Origin of the sequence: Halomonas sp. KM-1, assembly GCF_000246875.1 — a bacterium.
Classification (GTDB): Bacteria; Pseudomonadota; Gammaproteobacteria; order Pseudomonadales; family Halomonadaceae; genus Halomonas; species Halomonas aerodenitrificans.
Genome location: NZ_BAEU01000147.1, coordinates 1 through 21458 on the forward strand (window position 1 = coordinate 1; position 21458 = coordinate 21458).

The window sequence follows — 21458 nt, forward strand, 5'->3', positions numbered from 1 at the left end:
ATATCGCGAGTTTCTCGCCGAAACCGTGCCCCACGAGGTGCTGCCCACCCGCCTGCCGCGAGCCAGCATCGCCGGCTGGTTCCGGCGCAATGCCTCGCTGGGCGGCCTGGTGGATCCGGCGCGCTGATGGCCTGCGAACTCGAGGCGCTGCGCGCACGGCTGGCCGAACTCGAGGCCCGCAATGCCGCGCTCGAACTAAGCCAACAAGAGCTCGAAGCCAGAGTCGCCGCGCTCGATGAGGAGAAGCGCCACTATCGCTGGCTGGCGGAGAGCACCACCGACCTGATTTCGCGTCACGCCCGCGACGGCACCTTCCTCTACGCCTCCCAGGCCGCCCGCGACCTGCTCGGCTACGAGCCCGAGGAGCTAAGCGGCGTCTCGGCCTACGACCTGTTCCACCCATCCGATCTCGCCGACCTGCTCAACAAGTCGCCGCGGGTCTACTACCACGACGGTTTCTATCAACAGACCTACCGCTTCCGCGCCAAGGACGGGCACTACGTCTGGTTCGAGACCACCAGCCGCACCCGCCGCGACCCGGCCACCGGCGAGCTGATCGACGTGCTCTGCGTCTCCCGTGACGTGGGCCGGCGCATTCACGCCGAGGCCAATCGCGAGCGCCTGGCCCGGGTGGTGGAATCGACCACCGACTACGTGCTGTTCTGCGACGGCGACGAGCGGCTGTTCTACTCCAACGAGGCGGCGCGACGCCTGCTGGGATTGCCGCGCGAAGGGCTCGATGCCCGGCTCGAACGGGCCTATACCCCGGCATCGCTTGCCATCCTGCGTGAGATCGTGCTGCCCGCCGTGGCCCGCTACGGCTCCTGGAGCGGCGAGCTGGAGATGCCGGGCCCCAAGGGGCCGGTGCCGGTACTCAGCGTGGTGCTGGCCCACCGCGGCCCCGGCGCCGAGCCTGACCACCTCTCGCTACTCAATCGCGACATCGGCCTGCGCAAGGCCGCCGAGGCCCAGGCAAGGCGCCACCAGGAGCAGATCGCCCATGCCAACCGCCTGGCCACCACCGGTGAACTCGCTTCCAACATCGCCCACGAGCTGAACCAGCCGCTGGGCGCCATCGCCAATTACGTCAGCGGCGCGCTGCTGCAACTGCGTGCCGATCCGAATCGCCCGGCCAGCGATCTCGCCCTGCCGCTGGAGCGGATCGATACCCAGGTACAGCGACTGGCGCAGCGGCTGCGCCACATTCGCACCTTCGTGCGCAAGGGGCAGACCCGCCCGCGCCCGGTGATGCTGTCCGAGGTGGTTGATGCCGCCTGTCGGCTGTGCGAGTGGCAGTACCAGCAGGCCGGAGTGAGCCTGACCCATGACCTGCCGGAAACGCTGCCCCGCGTGATGGCCGACCCCATCGCCCTGGAGCAGGTGCTGGTCAATCTGCTGCTCAACTCCCTGGAAGCGAGCCGCGAACGGCCTGCCGCCGTGCGGGTCGAGATCCGCGCACGACGCAGCGGCCGGCGCGAGGTGACCTTCAGCGTCAGCGACCAGGGTCCCGGCGTTACCGACGACGACGCTCAGGCTATCTTCGCACCGTTCCACTCCAGCCGTCCGGAGGGCCTCGGCATGGGCCTTGCCATCAGCCGCTCGCTGATGGAAGCCATGGGCGGCAGCCTGGACCTCACCGACGGTTCCGAGGGCGCCACCTTTACCGGTACACTGCTGGCCGAACCAAGCCCCATCCACCGCAGCAAGCCGCCCCGGAGCCAGCCGTGACCGAGCCTACCCGTGCCCCCCGTATCGCCGTGGTCGACGACGACGAGGCGCTGCGCGACTCACTGGCCTGGCTGCTCGACTCCGTAGGCCTGGCCACCCGCGCCTTTGCCGACGGCGAGGCATTTCTCGCCGCCGAGCCCGAACGCTTCGATGCGGTACTGCTCGACGTACGCATGCCCGGACTCTCCGGCCTGCAGGTACAGCAGCGCCTGCTGGAGCGCGGCGCTATCGCCCCGGTGATCTTCATGACCGGCCACGGCGACGTGCCCATGGCGGTAGCTGCCCTCAAGGCCGGCGCCTTCGACTTCATCGAGAAGCCGTTCAACCAGCAGCAGTTGATCGATGCCGTGCAGCAGGCGCTCGCCGAGTATCAGCGCCAGCGCGCCGTGAGCGAGCGCATCGACACCCTGCGCGCTCGCTACGACGCCCTGCGCCCCAAGGAGCGAAAGATCCTGGCGCTGGTAGCCGAAGGCTTGACCAGCCGCGAGATCGCCGAGCGCCTCGACGTCAGTGCCAAGACGGTGGAGATCTACCGCCTGCGAGGCATGAAGGCGCTGGGCGCCGGCAACCTGGCCGAGCTGGTACGCATCTGCGTGGCGCTGGGGCTGGTGGAACCGTTGCCGAAATAAGGATGTCCGCTCTGGCGCCATGCGCAGCTGCGACATGGCGCCAGAGGTGCCCCGATGGCTCAGCTCACGCGAATCGTCGCCATCATGCCGAGCTCCTCGTGCTCGATGATGTGGCAATGTAACAGCCAGTCACCCGGTTCACGGAACACCATTCGCAGCTTCAGGCGCTGATAAGGTGCCAGATTGACGGTGTCTTTCCAGGCCAGCCAAGGCGCCTCCTGCCACTCGCCCTCGCCCTCACCCTCGCCATCGGCATCGGCATCGCGGGTGGCGATCACCTGAAAATGGGTGCCGTGCACATGGAAGGGGTGGTCCATGTGGGAGTCGTTGAAGACCTCCCACTCCTCGACCTCGCCCACCTTGCCTTCGAACAGGATCTCATCCATGGCGAAGGCACGACCGTTGATCAGGAAATCCACCTCGGGGCGCTCAGCCGCTTCATCCATGGCATGGTCAACCCCATTCCCAGGTCCATGGGTACCATGATGGCTGCCGCTGCCGCCGCCGTGGCCGGCATGCGGATCGCCATGGCCAGTATTCGGATCACCATGAGCGGCATGTGGATCGCTATCGCCGGCACCGTGATCGTCATGGCCCGGCATCACCTCGGTGAGCGCCACCCGGCGTTGGACTGCCGGTTCGCCCAACGGCTCGACACGCCCCAGGCGCTCGGGCAGCGAGACGGGGGCACGAGCGTCCGAGTCGAGAGTGTAAATCGCCAGCAGCGGTGCCACTTCGTCCAGATGGGGCGGCCTGTCGCCCATCCAGCCACGCTCGTAGGGATGGCTGGCCAGTTGGAAGTGTCCCTCGGCCCGCTCACTGACACGCACCAGCAGGTCAGCCCGTTCGCCCGGGGTGAGCAGCAGCTCCTCCAGCGGCTGCGGCCGCTCTATCAGTCCGCCGTCGGTGCCGATCAGGATCAGCTCATGCTCATCCAGACGCAGGCGCAGATAGCGTCCCGCACAGGCATTGATAAGCCGCAGGCGCAAGGTAGTGCCCGGCGCCACATCGAGCCGCGGTTCGCGCTGGCCATTGACCAGCAGCAGCTCGCCCTCGCGGCCATTCATCCAGTCCTCGGCGGTGTGGGTTGCGATTTCGCCACTCGCCCTCAGGCGCAGGTCGCTGATAACCAGCAGGTGCTCCTCCACCTCGGCTAGCAGCACATCCTCGGCGGGCCGCACCAGCAGCGCTCCCGCCAGGCCATGCGCCACCTGTCTGGCCGTGCCCTCGTGAGGGTGGGGGTGGAACCAATGCAGGCCCGCGCTTCCCTGGGGGAAGTTGTAGCGGTACTGGCGCGACTCACCCGGCGCCACGGCGTCCCAGGGAGCGCCGTCATGCGCCGGCGGCACCGGCACACCGTGCCAGTGCAAGGTGGTTTCCTGCTCCAGCTCGTTGATCAGGGTGATATCCAGCTCATCGCCCTCTCGCACCTCGATCAGCGGCGCCACCTTGCCGTTGTAGAGCCACAGCCTGGCCTCTAGCTCATCGCTCAGGGGCACGCTGTGAGGGCCAGGCGTCAGCACGCTGCGAAAGCGGCCGGCAGATTCGCTCAAGTTGGCGATCCGAGGCAGAGGCTGCAGCGGCTGGCCGCCCTTCGGCAAGGCGGCGAGGCTGGCAGGCGATGCCCCATGGGGGTGCTGGCGAGACAGGGCGTAACCCATGGTGCCAGCCGTGGAAAGCAACAGCGCGCCCAGCGCCGAGTAGCCCAGGAATTCACGGCGTTTCATTGACTTGTCCTCGAGACATGTACGCTCTCACCGCGAATCGATCATCCGCGGCGCCATCAGGGGGGAAAGAGGTTCAGACCCGAGGAGGACGTTCGATGGGATCCGGCGGCCCGAAAGGAGTGTCGGGAACGGCACCGAACAAGACCAATGAGGACGCCAAGGCGTGACCGTTCGACGACATCACGACGGTTCCGCACTGCAGACAGGGTAAGCAGCAGGGAGACGCTGCGGAGGAATGCGGCTCATCCGGATCGGTCATTTCCCAGGCCATCGGCTGCTCCTGACCGACCAGGCTCTGCAGGCAGTCGGCATCGCCGTGGTGCCCACCGGCAACCACGGGCGGCACGATGGCCAGCATGAGGGCCATGGACAGGCTTAGCAGCCAGTGCCAGGAGAATCGACGCATGAAATGTAGAGACTTATGAGCCAGTGGTGAACGGAGTATTTCATGCTCGGGAGAATCGCCGCAACCTGGGTCCTGCACACACCTTGGCGTGTCCAATGACCACTAGGCGAACCGGATGGACGGCTGATCGAGATCAGGAAATCGTGACTTTTCGCGGCCTGCGGGCCGGCGGCGCTTGTTTGCCCTGCCTCGCGTCGCGATGATGAGCGGGTAACACTCCATCGGATATCAGCCGCTCATGCGCAGAACACTGCTTGTCCTGGTCAGCCTGTGCCTGGTCCTGTCGTTGTCGGCAGGCTCAACGGCTCTGGCCGGCCTCGACGCTGTGCGCGATGCTTCCCATGCCCAGCATGATGGCGCTCGAGACGAGCAGCCCGCCTGCGGCCAGACGGCCCACGCCGATGTGAACGAGTGTCAGGCCAGCTGCCTGAGCAGCAGCCACTGCATGAGTGGGGCCATGCCGCTCGCTGCGACCCTGAACGTGCCTGCCCTGACGACGCGGCCCCCTTGCCCCACCGGGGCCCGGCCCACTCCGCCCTGCTTCATGGATGAGCGACCTCCCAGAGCTGCCTGATTTTGCCGCTAGCGACCCGGCGCGACAGCGCCATGACCTCGTATGCCGTTTATCAGGAGCCCATCATGGCCACCATCCTCACCGCAGCAAGCCCCTTCCTGTCGGGGCAGCACTACACCAACTGCACCAGCACAAGAATCACGGCACGAGCAACCGCGCTCATGGTCGGCCTGCTGCTGACCGGAGCGCTGGTCCCTCAAGGCTTCGCGCACGACGAGTCGGAGCATGCGCATGCCGCGCAGCAGAGCATGAGCCATGCAGACCATGCAGACCATGCGCACGATCATGGCCTGCACGAGCATGCGAGCCACGACCACGACCACGACCACGACCACGACCACGACCACGACGATCATGCCAGAGCGAGCAGCGATGCCACCCACGACCACGCCAATGATGGTCATGACCACGACAAGGAAGCGAGCCACGCGGGTCATGGTCATGAGCACGCCCATGAGCATACTCACGACAGGGAAATTCCCGACGAGTGGGTAGTGCAGGAGAATCCCCTGCCGCTCGACGCGGCGACTCTGGCGATGGGGCAGCGGGTGTACGAGCAGTTCTGTTCCGCCTGTCATGGCCCGCTGGGCCAAGGCGATGGCCTGGCGCCCGCCGTCGCCTACTTCGATCCCAGCCCCACCAACCTGGCCCTGCACGGGCCGGCCCATGGCGCTGTGGAATACGCCTGGGTAATCGGCGCGGGCAATCCGCAGAGCGCCATGCCACGCTTCGGCACCAAGCTGAACGAGAACGAGATCTGGTCCGTGGTGCACTACATTCGCCATGGCCTGGCGGATGAGCAGTACGCCCAGGCTCATGAGCACTGAAAACGAATCGGGCGCCCAAGGGCGCCCGATTCGTTCTGCCTTGACCAGAACTATACCGCCAGCTCTCGCCACAGCAGATGCTCCTCTTCAGGCTCCTCTTCCTCAGGCTCCGGCTCTGGAGCCGGCGTCAGGGCAATGACCTCACCGCTGGGGTTCTCGAGCAGTTCACGCAGCATTTCGTAGTTCAGGGCCGTGGTCGGCTCGTCGTCGTCACGCTGCAGCATGGCCAGCGTTTCCATCAGATTGGCCATGCCGGTTTCCTGTTCGCCCAGCGCCTCGTAGACCTGCACATAGGGCGTGTCGCCGTCCCAACCTGCCTTGATCGGCTGGTTGATCAGATGTACCTGCATGCCGACCGGCACACGGTCGAAGATCGACTCGATGTCTTCCGGGAACATGCGCACGCAGCCACGGCTGGCCCGCATGCCGACCCCGTCAGGCTGGTTGGTGCCGTGAATCAGATAGCCGGGGATGTCGAGCAGGATGGCATGCCTGCCCAAGGGGTTGTCCGGCCCCGGCGGCACCACCGCGGGCGCCGTCTCGCCGCGAGCGGCCGCTTCCTCACGCACCGAACGCGGCGGATACCAGGCCGGGTCCTTGAGCCGCATGGTGGTCTTGGTGATACCCAGCGGCGTGTCGAAGCCTTCGCGACCGATACCGATGGGATAGGTCTCGACTCGCGGTGTCTCACCTTCTCTCGTCGGCGGGTAGTAATAGAGCCTGAGCTCGGCCACGTTGATCACGATGCCCTTGCGCTCCACCGGGGGCAGGATGAAGCGGCCAGGAATCAGCACTTCAGTGCCCTCGCCCGGCATCCACACGCTGACGTCGGGGTTGGCACGGCGGATCTCTTCGTAGCCGACGTTGTTGGCACGCGCGATGTCGATCAGCGTCTCGTCTTCACGCGCCTCGACGATGTAATCCTTACCGATGACATCGCCCCGCTCGGGCAAGGGGTAGTGCCCCTTGGGCCACTCCTGCTCCGCCTCGTTGCCGTTTTCCGCCGAATCTTCCTCGGCCCAGCTCATCCCGGCCAGCAGAACGGTGGCCAATATGCCCAGGCCAAGGGACAGCCAGGTCTGGCGTCGCAAGGGCCAGTTGCGCTCACGTACCACTGCATGAAGATTCATAGCATTGCCTCTTGCCTGTCTATCTTTAGTAAACTAATGAAAATTGCCCCTATCATAACGATCCTCTGCAAAATTCGACACCTCACGGGCTTAGGCTTCTCCGTGCGCCGGCTCACAATACGGGGGCAAAGAGATAGGCGCCCCGCCCGGCGACGCGATGCCAAAGCGGCCGGTCGAGTAAGTCCTCGACCGTCATCTGGCGCGATCTGGCAAAGTCCCGTTCGAACATCGCCTCCACATCGCGGGCAAACTGCCGATCCATGATCAGCGCTGTCACCTCGAAGTTGAGGCGGAAGGAGCGGTTGTCGAGGTTGACGGTGCCTACGGCGGCCCAGGCGTCGTCCACCAGAAACGCCTTGCCGTGCAGAAAGCCCTCCTGATAGCGATGAATTTCAACCCCAGCGTCGATCAGCGGCCCCAGAAAGGCGTAGGCCGCATAGAAGGTCAGCAGATTGTCCGGCCGCTCGGGTATCAGAATTCTGACATCGATGCCGTTCAACGCCGCCAACTTGAGCATGCCCTGCACGCCCTCGTCGGGAACGAAATAGGGGCTCGAAATCCAGATCCGCTCGCGCGCGGAATGGATCGCCTGCTGGATCATCAGGCTGGCGGTCTCGAAGCGATCCGCCGGGCCGGTGGGCAGAATCAGCGCCGGCACCCCGTTGACCGAAGGCACGGACGGCTCCCATGGCAGGTCGGGGACCTCCTCGGTGGCCCAGTGCCAGTCCTCGATGAAGACGAGCTGCAACGCCAGCGCTGCCGGCCCTTCCAGCTTGAGGTGCGTATCCCGCCAGGGGCCTAACTTGTCATGCCCGTGCAGATATTCATCGCCGATGTTGAAACCGCCGACCCAGGCCTTCGCACCATCGGCCACCACGATCTTGCGGTGATTGCGAAAGTTGAGCTGAAAGCGATTGCCCGGCCCACGGGTCGAGTGGAATCGGTGCACGTTCACCCCGGCGTCGCGCAGTGCCTGCAGATAGGCGTTCGGCAGCTTGTAACTACCGATCTCGTCGTACAGGAAATAGACCTCGACACCTTCGCTGGCCCTGGCAATGAGGCGTTGCTGAAGCTCACGGCCGAGGTCGTCGTTGCGCACGATGTAGAACTGCACCAGCAGATAGCGCTCCGCGGCGTCGATACCGGCAAAGAGGCTGGCGAAGGTCTCCTCACCGTCTATCAGCAGCGTGGCTTCGTTACCGCCCAGGTAAGGCAGCTTGGCCAGTTGCTCCACGCCGGCCAAGTGACGATGCTCCTGCGGCCACGAGACACCATGCGCCCGCAGCTCGCCCAGCTTGTCCGCCAGGGCTCGGGCCAGCTCGGAATCTTCGTCACGCCGCGAGGTGACATAGCCTTCGAACGTGTTGCGCCCGAAGATCCAGTAGGTCGGCACCGCGACGTAGGGAATGGTGTTGAGCGAGACGATCCAGGCGATTGCCCCCTGGGACGTGCGGCTCGACATCAGCGCTTCCACCGACGAGAACAACCCCACCACATGCGCCACCAGCATGAAAATGGCCAGCTTGCCCCAGGAGCGACGCCCCCGGGGTCGTGTGCGCGTCAGCCAGGCGACCATCAACTCGCCTCTTGTACGGAAGTCGACGCCGCGGCTTGCTCATCGCGAGCCTGACGCCGCGACCATACGATGAGCGCGGCGCCGGCGGCGATCATCGGCAGGGTCAGCAGCATGCCCATGGTCACCCAGCCGAAGGCGATGAAACCGATATGAGCGTCGGGCAGGCGCACGAACTCCACGGCAAAGCGGAAGACGCCGTAGAGCAGCAGGAACAGCCCTGACACCAAGCCTCTGCGCCGGGGGCGACTCGAGATCCACCACAGCACCACGAACAGCACCACCCCCTCGAGAGCAAACTCGTAGAGCGCCGAAGGGTGGCGCGGCTCCGGCCCCAGGTGCGGGAACGGCATGGCCCAGGGCAGATCGCTGACACGCCCCGGCAATTCGTGGTTGATGAAGTTGCCGATGCGCCCGGCGCCCAGGCCTATCGGCACCAGCGGTGCGATGAAATCGGTCAGTTGGAAGAAAGCGAGATTCTTCTTGCGCGCAAACAGCAGCGCCGCCAGCAGCACACCGATCAGGCCACCGTGAAAGCTCATCCCCCCATCCCAGAGCCTGAAGGCCCACAGCGGATTGGCCAGGAACTGTTCCATGCCGTAGAACAGCACATACCCCAGGCGGCCACCGGCGACGACCCCGATGGCGGCATAGAACAGCAGATCGCCAATGTCGTCATGGGTGAGCCCCAGGCGATGGGCACGATGACGCCCCAGCAGCCAGGCGGCCACGAAGCCCACCACGTACATCAAACCATACCAGTGGATCTGCAGCGGACCGATGGCAATGGCCACCGGGTCGATGTCGGGATAGTTCATCTTGATCGTGCTCCTTGCAGGAGTTTGGCCGTAGCCACCACACCTGCGGCAAATCAGGTGAGAATGCCGCTGAGTACCGACATTCCAAATCCAATGCCGTGCGCAACGACACGGCTGTGCTGGCAAGCATCATTCAGAAAGGTGCAGGCACTATACCCGCGGTGGACGCTCCGGCCGCTCGCGAGGGGCGTGGAGGAGTGCCATATCGACGGGGCGACGAGGCTCGAGCGAGCGCGGGGCCAGTGAGGGAAGCGAGAGGCCGGCACTGGAGCAAACCGGCGTGGCACTGGTACAGGCAGGTTGTTCGCCCCCTTGCGCTTGGCTGCTGTCGAGCTCGAAGACGACAGCAGCGTCCAATGCCGAAGGGGGGCTCGCCTGACAATCAGCGTCAGCGTACTTCCAGGCGCCCATGGCCACCTGCGGCAGCGTAAGCACGATGCCGAAGAGTAGACAGAGCAGCCAGGCGAAAGGACGAGAACGCATCGAAATGGATCAACCGGGTGTAGGCCAGGGTCGCGCCTAGTCTTCCATGCTCGCAAGCGAGTCGCAAGCGCTCCCGCTTTGGGGCCCATGGGCTGGCTGCTGCCGTTGGTCCTTCCAGCCTCGTCCAGTTGCGCCTCATCCTGTCGGTGCCTAGCATCAAGCACCTCCCCCTTCATTTCCCGCCCCTATCTTGCGGTAGCGATGCAGCCGGGTGTAGAGGTTCTGCCGCGCCAGGCCGCTCATACGGGCTGCCGCCGAGACGTTACCCTGAGCAGCCTCAAGCAGGCGCTCGAGCCAGAGCCGTTCGAATTGCTCCTTGGCCTCGGTATAGTCCAACGGCAACTGCCATCCGCCCCAGTTGGGCCCGCGACTACGCCTACGACCAACCGTATCGAACAGGTCCGAAGCCGTGATTGCCCCTAGCGGCTGCAGGGCAACCACCCGCTCGATGACGTGCCGCAATTCCCGCACGTTTCCCCGCCACTGGGCACTCTCCAGCGCCTCCAGGGCATCCGGCGTCAGCGGGCCGGCCTGACGGCCATAGCGCTGGTTCAACTGATCGAGGAAGTAGCTGGCCAAGGTGGCGATGTCGCTGCGTCGCTCACGCAGAGGCGGTGTACGCAAGGTCACCACACTCAGCCTCCACAGCAGGTCCTCACGAAAGCGCTGCTTTTCCACCAACCCCTCCAGGGGCTGATTGGTGGCACAGACCAACCTGAAGTCGCCCGCCTGCACCGCTTGGCTGCCCAGACGCTTGAAGCAGCGTTCTTCAACCACACGCAGCAGGGCCGCTTGCAGCCGTGGGCTCATGTCGGCTATCTCATCGAGAAACAGCGTGCCACCGCTGGCTGCCTCGAAAAAGCCAGGCGTGGTGCGCTCGGCACCGGTGAAAGCGCCCCGCTCATAGCCGAACAGCGCGCTTTCCAGCAACTCTTCGGTGAGCGCTCCGCAGTTGACCGCAATGAAAGGGCTGCGCTTGCGTGGACTGCCGCCGTGCAGCAGGCGCGCCACCAGCTCTTTGCCGGTGCCACTTTCTCCCTCGATCAGCACGGTGGTATCCAGCGGTGCCACCTGGGCGATTTGTTTCATCAGCTGTTGCATCGGCGGCGACTGCCCCACTAGGTTGTCGTGGCCGCTGACGGTGGCGACCATCTCCCGGTAGGCATCGGCTTCGCACAGCGCCGTGTCATAGGCCAGCGCCCGGCGAATCACGGCTTCGAGGGCATCGAGACTTTCGAAGGGCTTTTCGAGATAGTCGAAAAGCCCTTCGCGAATGGCACTGACGGCATCGCGTACATCGACGAAGCCGGTCATCAGCACCGCGACCTGTCGGGTCTGGCTGACATTGAGTTCACGCACGAAATCCAGCCCATTGCCATCGGGCAGGCGCTGATCGACGAGCAGCAGGTTATAGCGACATCGTGCCGTCAGTTCCCTTGCCCGCTGCACGTTGCCGGCCACTTCGGCTTCCAGCCCCTGAGCCTGTACCAGCTCTTGGAGCAGGTCACAGGTATTCACATCGTCGTCGACGATCAGCGCCCGCCGCTTCATCTCCACTCCTCGGTCAGGCTGCCGGTCGGCGATGCCGCGATCGCCAGCCGGAACAGCGCTCCACCTTCATCACCATCCATCACCTCGAGCGTTCCACCGTGCAGATTGGCCACGGTGCTGGCCACCGCCAGACCGAGGCCGTTGCCATCGCGGCTCGTGGTGAAGAAGGGTTGGAATATCTGCTCGCGCATGGGCTCCGGCACCCCAGGCCCCTGGTCCTCCACATCGATGCACCAGCAGTGCTTCGTATCGGAAAAGAACAGCCTCACCGTGACGGATTCGTCCGCAGGAGAAGCCGTTGTCGCGTTACGCAGCAAGTTGAACAGCTCATGGCGTAGCAACACCGGGTCTGCATCTACCCTGGCTTCATGTGCAGGTAGCGCCAGCGCAATGACGCCACCAATGCCGCTGCCCTGGGAGACCAGCTGTACCGCCTCCTGCACGACCCGCTTGAGGTCCACGGACTCCTTCTCGAAGCGCGATACCCGGCTGAGGTCGAGCAGCCGCTTGACGAACTCGGCGCAGTGCTTGCCCGCCGCCTCGATATCGCGCAAGTAGCCCCTGATTCTTTCCGGGTCGTCGAGCCGGCGAGCGGCCAGCTGTGCCTTGTTGACGACCCCCACCAGAGGGCTGTTCACCTGATGAGCGACCTCGCCCACCATCTTGCCCAGCGCCGACATCTTTTCCAGCTGCACGATGCGCCGATGCTTCTCGTCCAGCGACCCCAGCGATGCCAGAGCCGCGCGATGACGATGCAGCAGCATGCCATGCAGCGTCGTGATGATCGCGATCAGCAGCACACCCACCAGCCCGGCCGAGCCCCAGATCAGCATGGCACCCCGTGTCAGCGTTTGGTTGATCTGACCGGCATCCCGATAGATCCCCATCGCCCCCAGAGGTTGGCTAGCGCCCGCCGACCGGATCGGCACATAGACTTCCATGACATCGGCCTTGGGGTTCCAGTCCCGGTGCGATGCGCGCTGGAACGGCTGGGTCACCGGCACGACTTCGCCGGACAGGGCACGCCCGAGAGGGGCATCGTTTCTGGCTCGTCGCCCTATGATGTCGCTCTCGCTGGACCATAGAAGGTACTTCTCGGCGCTGAAGACGTTGATGCGCAGGATGTCATCCAAGGCAAGAAGATGATGCAGCTGCTTGTCGAGAAAGCCAGCGGTCAGCGTCGCTTCGCCTTCGGCAGGCTCGGCCAGCAGCGAGCTGGCCAACTCGTTCACCAGCTGGCTTTCCCGCTCCAGAATGGCATGTTGAAAGAACCGAGTCGCCACCAGGCCGGATACGCTCACCAGCGTTCCGACCAGCAGCACGGCGGCCAGCAGGAAGGTCAGCAATGGTGAGCGTCTCAGAGTCATGACAGCTGTCTGGTTGACACCTGGCAAGGATCGGCCTCCGTTGCCAGGCGCTCGATGGAAGTCAAGCGGCGCTATGGATCAGTTCTGCTGCTCGACACGCTGACGCTCTACTTCGACGGCGAAGCGAGCGATTTCCTCCAGCGACAGATGGATGTCGCGAATCCCGATCTCGCCTGTCTGCACGGCGGGCTGGCCGGCATGCTCAGCGCCGTGCAACCATTGCCAGGTAGTCTGGCCAGGATAGTAGACCTGCAGTTCGGTCCACTCCACGTCGGCTTGGTCCAGCGGCCCCTCGACCCGGCTCGCCACGATGTCGGCCTCTTCGACTCCGAGCCCCAGCGTCTGCGGATGAGAAACCAGATGCCAGCGTGCGCCGGAAGCGTTGGCATGCACGGCGAAGGCGACATCGTAGGTTTCTCCTTCGCTCAGCGTCTTGCTGTCCAGCGGATTGGGGGCTTCGAGGCTGCGGGTCAGGCGAATTCGCCATGCGCCATCCTCGTAGCCTCCCGCAGCACGAATCGCACCGCGGCTACCGTCAGGCTCGCGCAGAAAGCGCTGGGGCAAGACATCGCCCTCTTGCCAGTCGCGCTCCGGGTCGAACGGCACCGCGATGTCTTCCGAGAGATAGTACCAATCGTCCTGGCTGTAACCCTGAGCAAACAGCCTGTCCCGCTCGAGATGGGTAATGCCCGTCTGCTCGGGGTCATACATCCAGGCCGGCTGCTCCGCGTCACTGTCCCAGTTATCGGTGAATGGGCCACGCCCCTCGCTGTTGAGCCGGTAGTGCAGCACATAATTGTTGTCAGCATAGCCTACCGGGTGGCTGCGATGGGCACGCCATTGCCAGAGGTCGAGGAAGTGCCCCGCTTCCTGCATGGCCTGGATCTCTTCCTCCGCTCTCAACGTATCCCAGGAAGCTTCGCCTGACTCCGCATCGCGGGTGCCGGGAAGATACTTGCGCACATCGGAGCGTCCCAGCTCTTCACCAAGCACCGGATGCGCCTGCACCTCGCTCGAATCGACGGCGCTGCTCAGGGTACGCATCCCCTCATGAGCGGTCATGTAGCCACCGTAGTGCTCGAAGCCCTCCACCGAACCGTCGTCGAGCAGCATCGAAATGCGGTCCTCGTAGAGGCCATGGGGGTCCTGACCTTGGGCACCGCTGCCATAGCGCACCCACTCACCGCCCTCATATATCCAATATTGGTGGTACCAGCTGGGGTTGTCGGTGGGGAATTCGTAGCGGATCTGGATCTCATCGTCGTTGTAGACGGCTGCCACCCGCAGGGCCATCAACCTGTCGTTTTCGTGAGGGATGAAGACGTTCAGCGACTCGTCTTCCCACTCCGACTCATTGGCCAGCAACGACGTTACCGGCGCGACAGCGGCCAGGGTGGTGGTGGCCAGAATGGCCGTCAGAGGTTTGATCGGCATGGACATGCTCCTGATATCGTTATGGTTACCGCGAACGGCAACCCGTATCAGCAACATGCATGCCAACCAAAAAAATTAATGACAACAATAGATTGGAGAAATCAGCGGCCTGCCATCTGCCTCGCTGTCGTGTCGGTTGTCACGCCAGCGAGACAGGCTCACGACTCATCGTCATGAACTCACCTGGCGTTGGTTAGCCGGCCTCAGCCGCGCGTCACATAGCGCAGGATCTCGACCACCTGCTCGGTGGTGGTTGCCCAGGCCATGGCGGCGGCATCGACCTCCTTGAGCGGGTGGACGATCTCCTCGCCGTGAAGGGTCACGTAAGGCTTGCCCAGGGCGGCGCAATAGCCGGCATCGAAGGCCGCGTTCCACTGCTTGTACTTGTCGCCGAAGCGCACTACCACCAGGTCGCTCTGCTCGATCAGGGTCTTGGTGCGAATGGCATTCACCTTGGCTGACTTGTGGTCGCGCCAGAAGGCGTCGCTTTCACGTCCCAGGTGGTCCCCTGCGGCATCGCTGGCGTCATGGTCGGTAACGGGCGCGGTGAATACGATGTCCAGACCGGCGGCCTTGGCGCCGCGCTCGATCTCGTCACGCCAGTCGGTATGGATCTCGCCGGATAGGTAAACGTAGAAGCTCATCGGAGCTCTCCTGAAGGGGAATGGGCCTCCATCATAGCCGGCCAACATTTGTATACAAGGCCTGTGTACCGTAGCGAGCCCCTCTCAGCTGCAGCGGAACTCAGCGACGAGACGGTTCCCTACACAAGTTGTAGGCAAACTCTTACAAGACAGAGAGTGAATAGATGACATTCTCACTGATGAAAAAGCGCTACCTTAAAGTTACTCACGCCGGTTCTTGCACAGCAGTCGTGAGTCCCTTGCTTATGCCCGCTCTGAGAGCGGGCTTCTTTTTTATCGCTTCTAGCCGATCTGCAGCTCATCCCCGACCATGAGACTCTCTCCCGCTCCACGGAGAAGCGTGGCGTTCTGACCAAAGTAGGCGCCAGGACGCAGCGGCTGGGTCTTCATCTCAATCAGCGTTTGCAGCGGCTCACCGGGAATGTCGATGGTGCCGCGGGCCTGGTCGACGGTGGTGATCTTGCAACGCTGACAGGGCTTGCGCAGACCGAAGCGATACCTGCCATCACCAGCGGCAACCTCGCTCCAGCCATCTTCGGCGAAACCGGGGGCACCTTCGAGCACGATGTTCGGACGGAAGCGGTTCATGGGCAGCGGTGCAAGCCCTTTCTGCGCCAGATTCCGATTGAGAGCTTCGAGAGAGGTCTGCGAGGCAATGAGGAACGGATAGCCGTCGGCGAAGGCGGTATGAGCCTCCTCACCTTGCAGGTAGCGCGACTCGACCGGGCGGCGATGCTCCTCGTCGAAGCGCACCAGACGCAGGCTGCTGCCGCGCAGGTCGCCCAGCACCGCCGTCAGCCAGTCGCTGGCCTCGGCCCCCTCGTCAAAGGCCTGACAGGCGTCGTCCCACACATAGGCGGTCAGCCGCGGCCGGTCTCGATGCACCAGCTCGATGGCCAACGGTTCCGCCTCGGGATGTTCCAACACCAGCCAGTCGCTCTCGAGACGCACCGAGACTCGCGCCATGCCCGGCAGCTGCCGCTGGGTGACGAAGCGACCCACCTGATCGACCACCATCCAGTGACGGTCGTAGGCCAGACCGCGCACCCCCAGCGTGGCTTGCTCCAGGCCGATACCGCCCAGCGACTTGACCGGATAAACGTTGAGCTCCGAGATTTTCACAGCGCTTCCTCTGCTGAACATTTTGTAACTCGCTTTCGCGAACCGTTCTAATTAAGCTGTTGAAGCCCCTACCATGGATCAAGGAGAGGAACCATGCTGAAACGTCTTGCCTTGTTGGCTGCTGCCCTGCTGCTGACCTTCTCGACAGCCGCTCATGCCAACGATCTCGAAGGCGAGATCGAGTCGCTCGATCGCGAAGCGCGCACCCTCACCGTTCAAGGCATTGTCTTCCATACCGATGACGATACCGATTATGACGACGGCCTGAGCAGCTTCGACGATCTCGAAGAAGGACAAAGAGTCGAGATCGATTTCGACTACGACGGCGAACGTCACCTCGCCAAGGAGATCGAGCTCGAGGACTGACCGCACTCGCAGCACTGACAGGCGGGCCGGCATTGGCGACAATGTCGGCCCGTTTGCATTTCAGGACACCATCATGACCCAGGCTTGGCAACAGTATCGTAGCGCACCCGCACTTGGCACGCGCCTCGTTCGACACGACGAGTTGGCGGTGGGCACTACCCACAGCCTGACCCTGCAGGGTGAAAAAGGGAGCTTCCCGCTGCTGCTGGTGCGCCTCGACGATGTGCTGCTCGGCTATGTCAACGCCTGCCCTCACCAGTACCTGCCACTCGACCAGCGCGGCTCGCGCATTCTCAGCCAGGACGGCGAGTCACTTCGCTGCACCAATCACGATGCCACCTTCTCTACCCGTACCGGTGAGGGCACAGGCGGCTTTGGTATTGATTGTGCGCTCGACCCGGTGCCGGTGAGCGTCGATGCCGAGGGCTGGATCGTCATCGGTTGAGCCAGCGAGCTGGTAAGCGTTGATGTGTACCATCATGTTTATTGATGGATAGAAGGCTATCTATCACCCGGCCGTTTCGTTTACGCTCGTCATTCAGCCACAGCACACCAAGGACCGTTGCATGACGCCGGCCGATTCTCTGCGCCTGATTCTGCTCTCTTCGCTATGGGGCATGTCGTTCATCTTCATGCGCGTGGCAGTACCCGAGTTCGGCCCGGTACCGCTCATCCTGGTGCGCATGGGCATCGGTGCGCTGCTGCTGCTTCCGCTGCTGCTCAGCCTGCGCTATCTCAAGCTGGTGTGGGAGAACAAGGGCGGCCTGCTGCTGCTTGGACTGGTCAACCATGTGCTGCCCTTCGTGCTGCTGGCCATGGCCACCATTCGCCTGGAGGCCGGCTTCACCTCGTTGATCAACGCCACCACGCCGATATTCACCGCCCTGCTCGGTGCCCTGTTCTTCACCACCCCGGTACAGCGTCAGCAGTACTTGGGCCTGGCGCTGGCCTTCTTCGGCGTGTATGTGCTCTCGGCCAACCGGCTGGACTTCGCCCTGGGCGGCGACGGCTGGTTCATTCTGGCCGCCGTAGGCGCCACCTTCTGCTACGGGGTGGCGACCAACTACTCCAAGACCTACCTGTCGCACTTGCCGGTACGGGTGCTGGCCGCCGGCAGTACCGCCATGTCGGCGCTGATTCTGCTGATCCCCGGGCTGTGGCTGTGGCCCAGCGAGCCGATAAGCGGCCTGGCGTGGGGCAACGCCCTGGGCCTGGCCATCTTCAGCACCACCCTGGCCTTCCTGCTCTACTTCGGGCTGATCTCCAGCGCCGGCGCTACCGCCACCTCGACGGTCACCTTCCTGGTGCCGGTGAGCGCCCTGCTGTGGGGCTACCTGCTGCTGGACGAACGGCTCAGCCTGCAGGTGCTGGTGGGCATGGCCATTACCTTGGCAGGTACCGCCATTGCCACCGGCATGCTTCGCTGGCGGCGCCGCGAGCTGGCCTGAACCGACACGGCGTAAACGAACGAGAGCGGCAGCGTCGTTACGCTGCCGCTCTCTCGTTACTGCACCGCTGATGAATCAGAAGTTGGGCTTGCGCTTCTCGACGAAGGCGCTCATGCCCTCCTTCTGCTCGCTGCCGGCAAAGCCAAGAGCGAACAGGCTGGTCTCCAGCGCCAGTGCACTGTCGAGGTCCTGATCCATGCCATCGTGCACCGCCTGCTTGGCGCTGCGCACCGCCAGCGGGCCGTTGCCGGCCAGCTGCTTGGTCAGCTCCTCGGCGTAGGCCTCGAGCTCGGCCTGGGGCATCACGCGGTTGACCAGGCCGATACGCAGGGCCTCCTGGGCATCGATCTTGCGCCCGGTGGTGACCAGATCCAGCGCCATGGCCGGTCCTACCCGACGCGGCAGGCGCTGAGTGCCGCCGAAGCCGGGAATCACCCCGAGCAGCACCTCGGGCTGGCCGAAGATTGCGTTGTCGCTGGCTACGGCCCAGTCGCAGGCCAGCGCCAGTTCGCAGCCGCCGCCAAGACAAAAGCCGTTCACCAGGGCGACCACCGGCACCGGGAGCGTCTCCAGTCGCTTGATGGTACGCAGGGCCTGACTGGCGAAGGCGCGCGCCTCCTCCGGGGTCTTGGTGCGCATTTCGGTGATGTCTGCACCGGCCACGAAGGACTTCTCACCCGCCCCGGTGATCAGCAGGGCACGCAGGTCGCTGCGCTTCTCCAGCTCGGTGAGCAGCGCTTCCAGCTCGGTGAGTACGGCACTATTGAGGGCGTTCAGCGCCTTGGGGCGGTTGATGGTCAGGCGCACGACGCCGGCGTTGTCGACCATCTCGATCAGCTTTTCGCTCATGGGGGCTCCTTGCTTGCAGTCAGAACGATACCGACCAACCCTAGCGAACGCTTGGTTGGTCGGCAATCCCCTGTTAGGTGAAGTCGAGTGAATTAGCGCAAAGGAAGCGCTCGATTCACGTCACGAGCGAAGAGAGGCTGGTTGCCGCCGGACCGCAGCTCCCGGAGTGTAGCCTGCTACATGAGGAGAGCGAGGACCGCCGGCAATCAGAATATCGAGCGCAGTAGTGAATCGTCGCTTACTGGTATATATGGAAGCCGCGCCCACTCTTCCGCCCCAAATAACCGGCCGCCACCATGCGCCTGAGCAGTGGACAGGGGCGATATTTCGGATCGCCGAAGCCCTCCTGCAGCACCTCCATGATCGCCAGGCAGACGTCCAGTCCGATCAGGTCGGCCAGGGCCAGCGGCCCCATGGGGTGAGCGGCGCCGAGCTGCATCGACTGGTCGATGTCCTCGGCGCTGGCAGCACCCTCCTGCAGCAGAAAGGCGGCCTCGTTGATCATCGGAATCAGCAGGCGATTGACGGCGAACCCGGGCGAGTCGGCAATGGCCACCGGCGTCTTGCCGAGCTGTCGGGTCAACTCCTCGATACGCGCCGCGGTGGCATCAGAAGTCTGCTCGGCGCGGATCACCTCGACCAGCTTTAGCACCGGCACCGGATTGAAGAAGTGCATGCCCACCACCCGCTCGGGGCGCTCGCACACCGCGGCGAGCCGGGTCAGCGACAGCGATGAGGTGTTCGAGGCCAGAATCGCATCGTGGCTCAGGCGGCTCAGGTCTCGAAACAGCTTCTCCTTCAGCGCCGGCTGCTCGGGCGCGGCCTCGATGATCACCTCGCAGTCGCGCAGGGCCTCGAGCGAAGTGGTCGTCTCCAGACGCGCCATGGCCTCGGCCTTTTCGGCCTCGCTGAGTTTCTCCTTGGCCACCAGCCTGCCAAGGCCCTTGTCGATGGCGGCCTGGGCGCGGCCCAGCTGCTCGTCGGCCACGTCGTAGAGTCGTGTGGCAAAGCCGCTTGCCACCAGTACCTGCGCGATGCCCTGCCCCATGGTGCCGGCGCCAACCACACCGATTGCCTGTCGTGTCATTGTCTTGCTCCCGTTCACTGCTTGCGCGCTTCTTCGCGCAGGACGAATTTCTGGATCTTGCCGGTGGAGGTCTTGGGCAGCTCGGTGAAGATCACCGTCTTGGGCACTTTGAAGCGCGCCAGGTGCTGTCGACAGTGCTCGATGATGTCGGCCTCGGTGACCTCGCCGTAGCCCACCTTGAGCTTGACGAAAGCGCAGGGGGTTTCGCCCCACTTCTCGTCGGGCTTGGCCACAACCGCGGCCTCCTCAACGGCGGGATGGGAGTAGATGGCATCCTCCACCTCGATGGTGGAGATATTCTCGCCGCCGGAGATGATGATGTCCTTGGAACGGTCCTTGATCTCGATGTAGCCGTCGGCATGCCATACGGCGAGATCGCCGGTGTGGTACCAACCACCCTCCAGCGCCTGCTCGGTGGCGGCCTCGTTCTTGAGATAGCCCTTCATCACGTTGTTGCCGCGCATCAGGATCTCGCCGATGGTCTCGCCATCCTTGGGCACCGGCTCGAGGGTGTTGGGGTCGGCAACGCAGAGCGCTTCCAGCATGTGGTAGCGCACGCCCTGGCGCGCCTTGATCCTGGCCCGCTCCTCCAGCGGCAGCTCGTCCCATGCCTCGCGCCAGGCGCACACGGTCACCGGACCGTAGACCTCGGTGAGGCCGTAGACATGGGTCACCTCGATGCCAAGCTTCTCGACCCCGGCGATCACCGAGGCGGGCGGCGCGGCGCCGGCGGTGGTGACCTTCACCGGATGATCGAACTCACGCTTCTGCTCCGCCGGCAGGTTGACCAGACCGTTGAGCACGATGGGCGCACCGCTGAAGTGGGTGACCTGCTCGTCGGCGATCAGGTCCATGATCTTCTTCGGATCGACCCTGCGCAGGCACACGCTAGTACCGGCGTTGGCGGCGATGGTCCAGGGGAAGCACCAGCCGTTGCAGTGGAACATCGGCAGGGTCCAGAGATAGACCGGATGATGCGGCATGGCCCACTCGAGAATGTTGCTCACCGCGTTGAGGTAGGCGCCGCGGTGGTGGTAGACCACCCCCTTGGGCTTGCCGGTGGTGCCCGAGGTGTAGTTGAGCGAGATCGCCTGCCACTCGTCCTCCGGGAGCTGGTAGGCGTACTCCGGATCGCCCTCGGCCAGTAGCGCCTCGTACTCCAGCTCACCGATATGGCGTGTTTCACCCTCGTACAGGGCATCGTCCACGTCGATCACCAGCGGCTTGATCGCCAGGCGCGAGACGGCGTCCTCGATTACCCCGGCGAACTCGGGGTCGACCAGCACCGCCTGAGCCTCGCCGTGCTCGAGCATGTAGGCGATGGCCTCGGCGTCGAGGCGGATGTTGAGGGTATTCAGCACGCAGCCGGCCAGCGGCACGCCGAAGTGCGCCTCGAACATGGCCGGCACGTTGGGCAGCATGACGGCCACCGTTTCACCGGGCTGGATGCCGCGTTTCTCCAGCGCCGAGGCGAGCCTCCGGCAGCGGCTCCAGGTCTCTCGCCAACTGCGACAGATGTCGCCGTGGATCACTGCCGGGTAGTCCGGGTAGATGGAAGCGCTGCGCTCGATGAAGGTCAGCGGCGATAGCGCCACGAAGTTGGCCTGCGTCTTGGGCAGGTCCTGTTCGAAGATGCTGTCGTTCATGGTGGGCTCCGAGTGGGTATCGTTCTTATAGGTACTGTCCTGACCACCG

19 protein-coding genes and 1 pseudogene are annotated in these 21458 nt (G+C 64.1%); 7 read left to right on the forward strand and 13 right to left on the reverse strand.

The features are described from left to right. The 3 genes and pseudogenes from B8115_RS23460 to B8115_RS18555 form a co-directional block, all read left to right on the forward strand. Positions 1–127: pseudogene (locus B8115_RS23460) on the forward strand (2OG-Fe(II) oxygenase); the annotation flags it as partial. Next, positions 127–1728 carry a PAS domain S-box protein gene (locus B8115_RS18550; RefSeq protein WP_010629343.1) on the forward strand — a complete coding sequence of 534 codons (1602 nt, stop codon included), beginning with the start codon at positions 127–129 and terminating at the stop codon, positions 1726–1728. The pseudogene B8115_RS23460 and the gene B8115_RS18550, both read left to right, overlap by 1 nt. After that, positions 1725–2357, forward strand: coding sequence for a response regulator transcription factor (locus B8115_RS18555; RefSeq protein WP_010629344.1), 633 nt, complete (start codon positions 1725–1727; stop codon positions 2355–2357). The genes B8115_RS18550 and B8115_RS18555 overlap by 4 nt, the downstream gene beginning before the upstream one ends. A 59-nt stretch (positions 2358–2416) precedes the next feature. Here B8115_RS18555 and B8115_RS18560 read toward each other — a convergent pair whose 3' ends face one another. Both B8115_RS18560 and B8115_RS23465 read right to left on the reverse strand, forming a co-directional pair. Next, positions 2417–4084: a multicopper oxidase family protein gene (locus B8115_RS18560; RefSeq protein ID WP_010629345.1), complete on the reverse strand. Its 1668-nt coding sequence runs from the start codon at positions 4082–4084 to the stop codon at positions 2417–2419. Positions 4085–4157: 73 nt separating this feature from the next. Beyond that, positions 4158–4490 (reverse strand): hypothetical protein, encoded by a 333-nt coding sequence (locus B8115_RS23465; RefSeq protein ID WP_141638661.1) that lies wholly within the window; start codon positions 4488–4490, stop codon positions 4158–4160. Between the two features lie 639 nt (positions 4491–5129). On the opposite strand from B8115_RS23465, the gene B8115_RS18565 reads away from it, so the two are divergent. After that, the gene (locus B8115_RS18565) at positions 5130–5891 is read left to right on the forward strand and encodes a c-type cytochrome (RefSeq protein WP_010629346.1); all 762 of its coding nucleotides are present in this window, start codon (positions 5130–5132) and stop codon (positions 5889–5891) included. A 50-nt stretch (positions 5892–5941) separates the two neighbouring features. Here the strand turns inward: B8115_RS18565 and B8115_RS18570 are convergent, their stop codons facing one another. The 8 genes from B8115_RS18570 to B8115_RS18605 form a co-directional block, all read right to left on the reverse strand. Further along, positions 5942–7021 carry a L,D-transpeptidase family protein gene (locus B8115_RS18570; protein WP_010629347.1) on the reverse strand — a complete coding sequence of 360 codons (1080 nt, stop codon included), beginning with the start codon at positions 7019–7021 and terminating at the stop codon, positions 5942–5944. A gap of 112 nt (positions 7022–7133) precedes the next feature. Beyond that, entirely contained in the window at positions 7134–8597 is a 1464-nt protein-coding gene (gene cls / locus B8115_RS18575) for a cardiolipin synthase (RefSeq protein ID WP_010629348.1), read from the reverse strand. After that, positions 8597–9412 (reverse strand): prolipoprotein diacylglyceryl transferase, encoded by an 816-nt coding sequence (lgt, locus tag B8115_RS18580; RefSeq protein WP_010629349.1) that lies wholly within the window; start codon positions 9410–9412, stop codon positions 8597–8599. Before lgt ends, cls begins: the two co-directional genes overlap by 1 nt. A 639-nt stretch (positions 9413–10051) precedes the next feature. Further along, positions 10052–11446, reverse strand: a complete 1395-nt coding sequence (locus B8115_RS18585) for a sigma-54 dependent transcriptional regulator (RefSeq protein WP_010629350.1) — start codon at positions 11444–11446, stop codon at positions 10052–10054. Further along, entirely contained in the window at positions 11443–12813 is a 1371-nt protein-coding gene (locus tag B8115_RS18590) for a sensor histidine kinase (protein WP_083861890.1), read from the reverse strand. Before B8115_RS18590 ends, B8115_RS18585 begins: the two co-directional genes overlap by 4 nt. Positions 12814–12891: 78 nt before the next feature. After that, complete coding sequence (locus tag B8115_RS18595; RefSeq protein WP_010629352.1) at positions 12892–14247, reverse strand: ethylbenzene dehydrogenase-related protein; 1356 nt, start codon at positions 14245–14247, stop codon at positions 12892–12894. 203 nt (positions 14248–14450) lie between these two features. Further along, positions 14451–14891, reverse strand: a complete 441-nt coding sequence (locus B8115_RS18600; RefSeq protein WP_010629353.1) for a YtoQ family protein — start codon at positions 14889–14891, stop codon at positions 14451–14453. A 282-nt stretch (positions 14892–15173) separates the two neighbouring features. Then, positions 15174–16013 carry an MOSC domain-containing protein gene (locus tag B8115_RS18605; protein WP_035591607.1) on the reverse strand — a complete coding sequence of 280 codons (840 nt, stop codon included), beginning with the start codon at positions 16011–16013 and terminating at the stop codon, positions 15174–15176. A 93-nt stretch (positions 16014–16106) separates the two neighbouring features. Between B8115_RS18605 and B8115_RS18610 the strand changes: the two genes are divergently transcribed. The 3 genes from B8115_RS18610 to B8115_RS18620 all read left to right on the forward strand — a co-directional run bounded on the left by B8115_RS18610 (position 16107) and on the right by B8115_RS18620 (position 17827). Beyond that, positions 16107–16379, forward strand: a complete 273-nt coding sequence (locus tag B8115_RS18610; RefSeq protein ID WP_010629355.1) for a DUF5666 domain-containing protein — start codon at positions 16107–16109, stop codon at positions 16377–16379. A gap of 73 nt (positions 16380–16452) precedes the next feature. Then, a complete protein-coding gene (locus tag B8115_RS18615; protein WP_010629356.1) occupies positions 16453–16824 on the forward strand; it encodes a Rieske 2Fe-2S domain-containing protein in 372 nt (123 codons plus the stop codon). 121 nt (positions 16825–16945) lie between these two features. Continuing rightward, on the forward strand, positions 16946–17827 hold the full coding sequence (locus B8115_RS18620) for a DMT family transporter (protein WP_010629357.1): 882 nt from the start codon (positions 16946–16948) through the stop codon (positions 17825–17827). Positions 17828–17902: 75 nt separating this feature from the next. On the opposite strand, the gene B8115_RS18625 is transcribed toward B8115_RS18620, so the two are convergent. From B8115_RS18625 to B8115_RS18635, 3 genes are all read right to left on the reverse strand, one after another. Next, positions 17903–18676 carry an enoyl-CoA hydratase-related protein gene (locus tag B8115_RS18625; protein ID WP_010629358.1) on the reverse strand — a complete coding sequence of 258 codons (774 nt, stop codon included), beginning with the start codon at positions 18674–18676 and terminating at the stop codon, positions 17903–17905. Positions 18677–18914: 238 nt separating this feature from the next. Beyond that, the gene (locus tag B8115_RS18630; protein WP_010629359.1) at positions 18915–19763 is read right to left on the reverse strand and encodes a 3-hydroxybutyryl-CoA dehydrogenase; all 849 of its coding nucleotides are present in this window, start codon (positions 19761–19763) and stop codon (positions 18915–18917) included. A 14-nt stretch (positions 19764–19777) separates the two neighbouring features. After that, the gene (locus tag B8115_RS18635; protein WP_010629360.1) at positions 19778–21409 is read right to left on the reverse strand and encodes an acyl-CoA synthetase; all 1632 of its coding nucleotides are present in this window, start codon (positions 21407–21409) and stop codon (positions 19778–19780) included. Positions 21410–21458: the final 49 nt, after the last annotated feature.